We start from the raw sequence: 8,660 nt of genomic DNA on the forward strand, positions 1-8,660 counted from the left end.
CAGGGAGGCTCTTATCATCCCCAGAGGGTTTTCATATAATAGGGGGTCCAAAGGATTTTCCTATTATATGAAAAAGCAACGGCACGATATGATGTGCCGTTGCTTTTTATTTTCCGTATGTTTTTCCTGTATATATCAGATGTAAGGATGTGCAGAGATTCGAAGAAGAAGATGTCAGCAAAGCTGACCGAATCTCGCACCAAGACTCGCGAGCGAGTCTTGAATTTTCTACATCTTCTCTACATCTTTTTTACAGGCTTTATAAATCGGACGTTCAAATCTCTTTTAATTTGCGCAGAGGCCTTCTGCCTCGATCACTTTGATCACCTGATCAACGTATTTCTCACAAATCTCATCGGTCGCCGCCTCTACCATAACACGGATAACCGGCTCGGTACCGCTCTCTCTGACAAGGATTCTTCCGTCATCTCCGAGCGCAGCAGCCACCGAATCCACTGCCGCTTTCATGGCTGGATTTTCTCTCGCCACAGTCTTATCTGTCACGCGGACATTTTTCAGAAGCTGCGGGTAGATCTGCACTTCCTCTGTCAACTTCCCGAGACTCATCTTCTTCTCCATGATTACTTCCATAATCATCAATGAAGTAAGGATTCCGTCACCGGTTCTTGCATGCTTGCTGAAAATAACGTGACCAGACTGCTCTCCGCCGAGCACAAAACCATTCTGAAGCATATTCTCGTACACGTATTTATCGCCCACTGCCGTCTGCTCGTACTTCATGCCGATCTTATCGCAGGCTTTGTACAATCCCAGATTGGACATGATTGTCGTGACGATGGTGTTGCCCTCCAGTCTGCCCTGCTCCATCAGATACTTTCCGCATACATAGAGAATCAGGTCTCCGTCAACCACGCTGCCATTCTCGTCCACTGCGATACAGCGATCCGCATCTCCGTCAAACGCAAACGCTACATCCAGCTTGTTGTCTTTCGCATACTGCTGCAGTATCTCAATATGGGTGGATCCGCAGTTTGTGTTGATGTTCGTTCCATCCGGCTCACTGTTGATAACAAACGTCTTCGCCCCCAACGCATCATACACACTCTTCGCGATACTGGATGCACTTCCGTTGGAACAGTCCAGTCCGACTCTCATGTCCTTGAAGGAACGGGTCGCCACAGAGATCAGATGTCCGATATAGCGGTTACGTCCCGCTGCGTAGTCAATCGTGCGTCCTATGCTCTCCCCCGTCGCCAGTGGAAGTTCTTCCACCTCTCCGTCGATATAAGCCTCAACTTCCTGCTCAACCTCCGCCTCGATCTTATGTCCGGCACCGTTGATGACTTTGATTCCGTTGTCATAAAATGGGTTGTGGCTGGCTGAAATCATGATTCCACAGTCAAAATCTTCGGTTCTCACCACGTAGGATACACTTGGAGTCGTCGTGACATGAAGAAGGTACGCGTCTGCCCCGGAGGCGGTGAGACCTGCCGCCAGCGCATACTCAAACATATAGCTGCTTCGTCTCGTATCCTTGCCGATCACGATTCTTGCCTTGTGCTCCTGCCCGAAATACCATCCGAGATAACGTCCCACTTTAAATGCATGCTCCACGGTAAGCACTACGTTAGCCTCCCCGCGAAATCCGTCTGTTCCAAAATATTTACCCATGTTTTTCTCCTTTAGCTGTAATGCTGTTTCTTTATTATACGCCTCTTTATCACACGATGCTTTCAATCCCGTAATTTCAAAAACGATTTTTCCTCTGTGATCCTGCTTATATCACTTTTTTATAATACACTCTGACCGGCACATTTTCAACCACGCTTTTTTATAATGCTTTTTGCCACAGCAAGTCCGTTGGCCGATGCCTGCTGAAGTCCCCGGGTCACCGATGCGCCGTCTCCCATTGCGCGCAGTCCCCTGATATTCGTCTCAAAATCCGAATTCACCAGAACCTTATTGGAATAAAATTTCACTTCCACGCCGTAGAGCAGCGTCTCATCGCTCGCGATTCCCGGCGTCACCTTGTCCAGAGCCTTGATCATCTCGTCGATTGCCACCATGATTCGGTGTGGGAACACCAGAGACAAATCACCCGGCACCGCATCCTTCAAAGTCGGCGTAATGTTGTTGCGGACAAGACGCTCGCCGGTGGTTCTTCTTCCTCTTTTAAAATCACCGTAGCGCTGCAGAAGAATCTTGCCGTCGCAGAGCATATTCCCCAGCTGGGCAATGTGTTTGCCGTATTCGATCGGCGATTTGAACGGTTCCGTGAAATTCTTGGAGACAAGCAGTGCAAAATTTGTGTTGTTCGTCTTCATATCCGAGGACTTATATGCATGCCCGTTCACCACCGCCAGACCATCCTCATAATATTCGGTTGCCACCTCACCGGACGGATTGGTACAGAACACACGCACCTTATCGTCAAAGGTCGGCGTATAGTAGACCAGCTTGGCCTCATACAGCTTCTCATTCAGTTCCTGCATGATCTCATCGCGCACTTCCACACGGACACCTACATCCACGGTTCCGTTGGCCGTCTCGATCTCGTGATCCTTACAGACATTGGCAAACCACTCCGAGCCCTCGCGTCCCACTCCGGAGACAATCTCCGGTGCGTAGTAGGCCTCCCCTTTATCCGTGATGACACCCTTTGCCGCATCGTCCTCTATGATAATGTCTGTCACCATCGTTCGAAACAGGATATCTACTCCCATTTCCTGCAGATGGTGCTGGAGTCTTGTATAGATTTTATAGCCCTCCTCCGTTCCGAGATGCCGGATCGGACATTCGATCAGCTTCAGATTCGCACGGATCGCCTTCGTGCGGATTGCCGTAATCGCCTCCGCGTCATCGATTCCGTACACTCTCGTATCCGCGCCAAACTTCAGATAGATGCTGTCTGCCTCGTTGATCAGCTCCGTAGCACGCTCATACCCCAGAATCTCAGGAAGTGTTCCGCCCACATCCGGTGACAGCGACAATTTTCCATCCGAAAATGCTCCCGCTCCCGCAAATCCTGTCGTAATAGAGCAGGGCTGACAGCCGACACATTTTTTCGTCACGCGCTTCGGACAGTTTCTCTCCTCGATCGAGCGTCCTTTCTCGATCATCAGCACCCTGATATCCGGCTGCTGACGCTTCAATTCATAGGCGCAGAATATGCCGGACGGACCGGCTCCAATAATAATAACATCATAGTTATTCATATTCATCACTCAACTTTCTTATGGTGGAAGAAGCGAAACATCCGCCTCTCTTCTTTGTCAAGGCAGATCGCCGCGACCCGCCAGATTCAACCTTTCTTATAATAACACGCTCTCCGGCTAAGAACAAGGGTGTACAAATCTTTGTTTTTGGGGTAATATACGAAGTATAAATTATTTCGGAGGTATTACATGATTAAATTAATTGCGAGTGATCTGGACGGAACGCTGCTGCAGAACGGTGCCCAAGCACTGTCCCCGCGCTCTGTCGAACTGATCAGAAAAATAACAGAAAAGGGAATTGTCTTCGTGGCTGCCAGCGGACGCCAGTACCAGTGCATGCGCACTTTGTTCGGCGGCATCCGGGATAAAATCTCCTACGTGGCAGAAAACGGATCTCTTGCATTTCACGAAAACCAGTTGATTTTCGAGAAAACAATCGATGACCGCCTCGCTCACCGCATTTTGGAAGAGCTCAAAATTCAGAATAAATTTGACACGGTCGTGTCCTGCAGGGATACCTGCTACATAGAGGGGAACGATCCTGACTTTGTCTACCGCATCACAGACGTTATGAAAAATAAGACAGAGATCATCGACGATCTCCGCACGATTCAAAGCCCGATTTTAAAAATTGCCATCTGCAATCTGATCGACGGCCCGCATGTCATCGACAAGTACCTGAAGCACCTGCAGAATCAGTTCGGCTCTGAGATTAAGATCGTCACCTCCGGAAATTTCTGGATTGATTTTATCGCTCCCGACACAAACAAAGCAGTGGGGCTCCAGCACCTTCTGGATAAGCTGCAGATCCGGCCGGAAGAATGTATCGCTTTCGGGGATCAGTACAATGACGTCGAGATGCTTCAATATGTCGGAACCGGCTATGCCATGTCCAATGCTGCTCCCGGCATCTCCTACTATTCCGATGACGTCACTGATTCCGTAGACGATGTTCTGGCGGATATTCTGGCGGAAATCTAGTGTTGCCGGCCCATTCGCTTTTCGTCTGACTGTACTTGATTTTGTCACTCTGCAAGACAGAGGAATAAGGGCTGTCGCATGAAACGTACTTCATACATGATCGAAACGATTTCGCATTTTACGGTTTCGTATTTTACGACTTCGTGTTCTGCGATTTCGTGTTCTGCGATTTCGCATCCTGTATGATTTATGTTTTGTGCGGCAGCCCCTTTGTATGGTTATTTCATTGCCATTTTATTCCGGTTTTTTCTTATTCTATTCTCGTTCTATTCCTGTTTGTTCTCAATTGCCATAAGCATATCCACTCTGGTCTGATGTCTTCCACCTTCGAACTTCGTGTCAAGCCAGGCATCCACGATCTCTTTCGCCACTTCAATCCCTACAATTCTTGCTCCGAATGCGATGATGTTCGCATTGTTGTGCTGCTTGGTCAGTCTTGCCGAGCACGGTTCGCTGCACACGGCAGCACGAACCCCTTTCACTTTGTTGGCTGCCAGAGAGATTCCGATCCCGGTTCCGCAGATCAGAACACCGCAGTCCACCTCACCAGATGCGACCGCACGGCCCACCGCTTCGCCATACTCCGGATAATTACAGCTCTCGGTCAAATCTGTTCCGAAATTTACAACCTCATGTCCCTTGCTCTCCAAGTACTCTTTTATCTCATTCTTCATCTCCACCGCCGAGTGGTCATTTCCAATTCCTATTTTCATTGCTGCTCCCTTTCTCCTGCCTCTTTCATTTTTTATTCCCGTTATTGCTTCTCATACGGTGCTTTCGCATGCACCGCTGTTTTGTTGTTTCTCGTAAGCCACTTTCGTGCACTGCTGTTTTATTGCTTCCCGTAAGCCACTTTCGCATGTACTGCTGTTTTATTGCTTCTCATAAGTTGCTTTCGCATCACGGATCAGCTTGTCGAAAGCATCTGCCTGCCACGCACTTCTTCCAGTAAAGAGACCATCGATGGACGGCTGGACGATCAGTTCATTGGCGTTCCCCGGATTCACACTGCCGCCGTACAGCACCGGAATATCCGCTCCGACATCTCCGAATATCTCGTTCAGGCACTCTTTGATGACCTTGTGCATCTCTTCCGCATAATCTGCCGTTGCCGGTGTTCCGTTGACTCCGATTGACCAGACCGGCTCGTACGCTACCCAGATTTTGGAAGCCTGCTCTGCCGGCACTCCGTGGAATCCCACGATCAGCTGTGTGCGGAGAACCTCCGCGCTGATGCCATATTCTTTCTCTTCTCCGGTCTCACCGATACACAGAAGTGTCGTAAATCCGTGGTTCAGAGCCGCTTTTACTTTTTTGTTCTCCTCAATGTCTGTCTCACCGAACACGTGACGCCGTTCTGAATGACCGATCATAACAAGGTCGAGCCCCAGTTCTTTCAGCATAACCGGAGAAATCTCCCCCGTAAACTGACCTTCATCCTCCCAGCACATATTCTGCGCTCCCAGCTTCACATACTGACGGTCCACACACGTCACCGCATTGCTCAGTGTCGTAAATGACGGAATCACAAACAATTCAATCTCATCCCTGCTGATATCCTTTGTATTCTCAACCAGCTTCTGCAGATATTCTGTTGTGTCCCTGATTGTTTTGTACATCTTCAGATTCGTTCCAAAAAGTAATTTTTTGCTCATTTTCTTCCTCCAGCTGTTTTTTATTCTTACTATATTATAAACGTTGTGCAGAGCAAAGACAAGCCTTTCTGTCCAAAGCCGGAGACCCGGCAGGAGCATCCGTTACATCTTGTCTTCCACAAATTCTCTCATCCCCTGGAAAATAAGCCACACTGTTTTATTGTAAGAGATCAGACTACTGACGATGGATAAAAGAAACAGATCAATTTTCATCGACCTGTTTCCATCCTGCTTACAATTTATTTTTTATTTGACAGTATGGCGAATATCCTCAATATCCTTCTGACTCAGACCAGTATATTTTTGAATCTGCTCCTCATCCATCCCGTCCCGCAGCATTTTTTCTGCTGTCTCACGTTTGCCTTCAATCTTTCCTTCGCGTTTCCCCGCGATCCGTCCAAACCGTTCTGCCGATGCCATGGTATGTTCATACATTTCCCGTGCTTCGCACTGCAGCTGGATCTTTTCATCTTCTGTTAACTCTTTCAGGGTCAGAACAGCCTCCTGGATTCCTTCAGATTTTTCACTCAGCATCTGCATCTCCTCCCATGTTTTGGCGATAAAGAGTTTGGCCCAATAATAAAGTTCTGGCTTCTCTTTCTGCAATTGACCGGTTTCTATCTGTGTTAAGTCTAACACACGGATGGAGAACTTGTCACTATAAACTTGGTGGGTTTTGGTGTTTGACAGGAGGTATTCGGCGTATGGATCCGCAGTGTCTGGAAAAAGAGAAAAATTAAGGATTCCGATATGTATGCAGGGAAGAATGTCGGCATAGGAACCGCCTCTGGGGAGGTTGCAGTAGGTTCTCGAAAATTTGATTTTAGATGTGTTGATTAGATTTTTAGACATGGTATTCTCCTTATGTGATTTTATTCAGACTTTTTAGAAATACTGTAGCTCGATGATTTTTGTGTTTTTTTACTCAATTTATATGATTTTTTTAAGAACCGCGAGGGATCTGGACAATCATAGGCATCACTTCTTTCATATAGGATTGTTATTCGGTAAATGAAAAAGCACCAAACCTTCACTGGGTCTGATGCCTTCACTTATAATTTTTCTTTGTAATTTTCCAATTGGTGAAATATTCCAAGCACATAAACGATGTCATCATCAACACGAAATATTAAAATATAATCCATATCCTTCACTACAGCTTCTTTATATCCCTTACTCTTTAGAAAGGAATCTCTGCAATCCGCAAACTGAAATGGATTTTCTTCCATTCGGTCATACAACTGTTCAACCCCCTCTAACAAATGTTTTGCTGCTGGTTCATTTTTAAGCTTAAAAAGAATATAATTCACCAATTGGTCTAGCAGTTCCTCAGCTCTATCGGTAATAATGAGTTTATAAACCATATTTTGCCCTCATAAAACTTAACGAACTTCTTGCGTCTTTTGTTCTTCCTTCTGTAATCTGCTTTTCTGATATTTCCAGTTCTCTATAAACATTAAATCTATGAATGGTGTTTTCATAATTTTCCATGCTCATAATAACCATGTCACCATATCCATTCTTTGTAATATAGATTGGCTCTTCTGCTCTATGGCACATCTCCGATATTTCAGAAGTATTTTTCAAATCTTTAATTGGAATAATCTGTGGCATAATATGTACCTCCTTAATTATGGTTTAATTATACCATTATTATGCCATTTTTTCAATTGGATATTCTGTCTGTTTTCTGGAAATTTTATTTATATTAACTGATGTTTGATAAAGACTAACAATCCCTGTCATTGAATTAGGACTCACCATCCCGGGCAGCTGCCTCGCCCACGTCTCAGATACGCTTTCACCTTCTCTGCTTGTGTCAAGATAGGACTAAAAAAAAATCATCTTTTTTTCTGAACTGATTTACCTCACCAGGATACACGATTGCGATGAGCATGCATTCTGGTCGGTTAAATCTACTTATAAAATATATGAAAAGATGGCTGTCCATTATGTTATTGGGCAACCACCTCTTTTTTATTTTATGCAATTACATCATTTCAAAAGCTCTACAATATCATATGGAAGATCATCTAAAAGGTCCTTTGCACCATATCTTACTGATGCACAATGATCAAGTATTTCATATGCTACCTTTCTTACACTCAAAATGTCACTTTCTTGAACTATGTTATAAGCTAACCTAGCAAACAAATCATAATTCTCCCATCCTCCATATCCTGTTGCATTTACAAAGGTATCTTGAATATTGATTGCAATTTTTAATTGATTTTCATTATCACATTTACATATTACTTCTGAAATCATATTCCAGTTATTAGAAACAATTTGTGCAGACAATTTATCATTCGACACCAACTTCAATAAATATGTTTCAACATTCACATTATAAATACCATTGTGTATATCGTTATTTATTTGTTCTATGTTGTCTCCCTCCAATAAGCTCTTATAAAGTCGATCAAATGCATCTTTCAACTCTGCTATTGACTGATAGCGATCTTCTTTTGCAGATTTTGTAGCTTTTTCCACTATCAACTTAAATGCATGATTTTTTCCTAATTCACCATCCCCCATCATATAATCAATTATCGTAACTGTTCAGAACTCCATTAGTTAAAGATGATATCGGAATTCCCTAAAAGGGCTTCTCTGATTGCTGTAAAAGCATTTATTCCATGCTTATGAGCAGTCCCAATATAGCTCATGATTGTAAGATATTCCTGTGCGCCTTCCTCACTGCGAAAACATCCTGAGACCTTGGTTTTAACCTTAATCATGCGCAAATCACGTTCCGCAAGGTTATTATCAAACGGAACACAGAGATTCTTTATAAATAAGCAGACTGATGCCTTGTAATTCACAAGTCTGTCAATTAGATTTAGTA

Annotated in this window: 10 protein-coding genes; 1 reads left to right on the forward strand and 9 read right to left on the reverse strand. The window is 44.8% G+C overall.

Features of this window, described 5'->3' with window-relative positions; translation table 11 throughout:
• Positions 1–285: 285 nt before the first annotated feature.
• Both glmM and BUB85_RS09820 read right to left on the reverse strand, forming a co-directional pair.
• The gene (gene glmM, locus BUB85_RS09815; RefSeq protein ID WP_073109358.1) at positions 286–1,632 is read right to left on the reverse strand and encodes a phosphoglucosamine mutase; all 1,347 of its coding nucleotides are present in this window, start codon (positions 1,630–1,632) and stop codon (positions 286–288) included.
• 146 nt (positions 1,633–1,778) lie between these two features.
• A complete protein-coding gene (locus tag BUB85_RS09820) occupies positions 1,779–3,176 on the reverse strand; it encodes an NAD(P)/FAD-dependent oxidoreductase (protein WP_073109410.1) in 1,398 nt (465 codons plus the stop codon).
• Between the two features lie 189 nt (positions 3,177–3,365).
• Here BUB85_RS09820 and BUB85_RS09825 point away from each other — a divergent pair, with 189 nt between their 5' ends.
• Positions 3,366–4,157: a Cof-type HAD-IIB family hydrolase gene (locus tag BUB85_RS09825; RefSeq protein ID WP_073109359.1), complete on the forward strand. Its 792-nt coding sequence runs from the start codon at positions 3,366–3,368 to the stop codon at positions 4,155–4,157.
• A 266-nt stretch (positions 4,158–4,423) separates the two neighbouring features.
• Here the strand turns inward: BUB85_RS09825 and rpiB are convergent, their stop codons facing one another.
• From rpiB to BUB85_RS09860, 7 genes are all read right to left on the reverse strand, one after another.
• The gene (rpiB, locus tag BUB85_RS09830) at positions 4,424–4,870 is read right to left on the reverse strand and encodes a ribose 5-phosphate isomerase B (protein ID WP_073109362.1); all 447 of its coding nucleotides are present in this window, start codon (positions 4,868–4,870) and stop codon (positions 4,424–4,426) included.
• A gap of 159 nt (positions 4,871–5,029) precedes the next feature.
• Positions 5,030–5,812, reverse strand: a complete 783-nt coding sequence (locus tag BUB85_RS09835) for a triose-phosphate isomerase (protein ID WP_073109365.1) — start codon at positions 5,810–5,812, stop codon at positions 5,030–5,032.
• Positions 5,813–6,058: 246 nt separating this feature from the next.
• Positions 6,059–6,664, reverse strand: a complete 606-nt coding sequence (locus BUB85_RS09840) for an Rpn family recombination-promoting nuclease/putative transposase (RefSeq protein ID WP_073109368.1) — start codon at positions 6,662–6,664, stop codon at positions 6,059–6,061.
• Positions 6,665–6,864: 200 nt separating this feature from the next.
• The gene (locus BUB85_RS09845) at positions 6,865–7,176 is read right to left on the reverse strand and encodes a type II toxin-antitoxin system RelE/ParE family toxin (RefSeq protein WP_073109371.1); all 312 of its coding nucleotides are present in this window, start codon (positions 7,174–7,176) and stop codon (positions 6,865–6,867) included.
• Complete coding sequence (locus tag BUB85_RS09850; protein ID WP_073109374.1) at positions 7,166–7,426, reverse strand: type II toxin-antitoxin system Phd/YefM family antitoxin; 261 nt, start codon at positions 7,424–7,426, stop codon at positions 7,166–7,168. The genes BUB85_RS09845 and BUB85_RS09850 overlap by 11 nt, the downstream gene beginning before the upstream one ends.
• Positions 7,427–7,807: 381 nt before the next feature.
• Entirely contained in the window at positions 7,808–8,353 is a 546-nt protein-coding gene (locus tag BUB85_RS09855; RefSeq protein ID WP_073109377.1) for a hypothetical protein, read from the reverse strand.
• 32 nt (positions 8,354–8,385) lie between these two features.
• On the reverse strand, positions 8,386–8,660 hold a 275-nt coding region (locus tag BUB85_RS09860; protein ID WP_143160695.1), incomplete at its 5' end, for an IS66 family transposase.

This window comes from Hespellia stercorisuis DSM 15480 (assembly GCF_900142165.1).
Lineage (GTDB): Bacteria > Bacillota > Clostridia > Lachnospirales > Lachnospiraceae > Hespellia > Hespellia stercorisuis.

What these genes read in the sequence shown, in the direction of transcription:
- BUB85_RS09835 (WP_073109365.1), bottom strand. Translation starts at nt 5,812, where the DNA reads ATGAGCAAAAAATTACTTTTTGGAACGAATCTGAAGATGTACAAAACA.
- BUB85_RS09825 (WP_073109359.1), top strand. Translation starts at nt 3,366, where the DNA reads ATGATTAAATTAATTGCGAGTGATCTGGACGGAACGCTGCTGCAGAAC.
- BUB85_RS09820 (WP_073109410.1), bottom strand. Translation starts at nt 3,176, where the DNA reads ATGAATAACTATGATGTTATTATTATTGGAGCCGGTCCGTCCGGCATA.
- rpiB (WP_073109362.1), bottom strand. Translation starts at nt 4,870, where the DNA reads ATGAAAATAGGAATTGGAAATGACCACTCGGCGGTGGAGATGAAGAAT.
- BUB85_RS09850 (WP_073109374.1), bottom strand. Translation starts at nt 7,426, where the DNA reads ATGCCACAGATTATTCCAATTAAAGATTTGAAAAATACTTCTGAAATA.
- glmM (WP_073109358.1), bottom strand. Translation starts at nt 1,632, where the DNA reads ATGGGTAAATATTTTGGAACAGACGGATTTCGCGGGGAGGCTAACGTA.
- BUB85_RS09845 (WP_073109371.1), bottom strand. Translation starts at nt 7,176, where the DNA reads ATGGTTTATAAACTCATTATTACCGATAGAGCTGAGGAACTGCTAGAC.
- BUB85_RS09855 (WP_073109377.1), bottom strand. Translation starts at nt 8,353, where the DNA reads ATGATGGGGGATGGTGAATTAGGAAAAAATCATGCATTTAAGTTGATA.
- BUB85_RS09840 (WP_073109368.1), bottom strand. Translation starts at nt 6,664, where the DNA reads ATGTCTAAAAATCTAATCAACACATCTAAAATCAAATTTTCGAGAACC.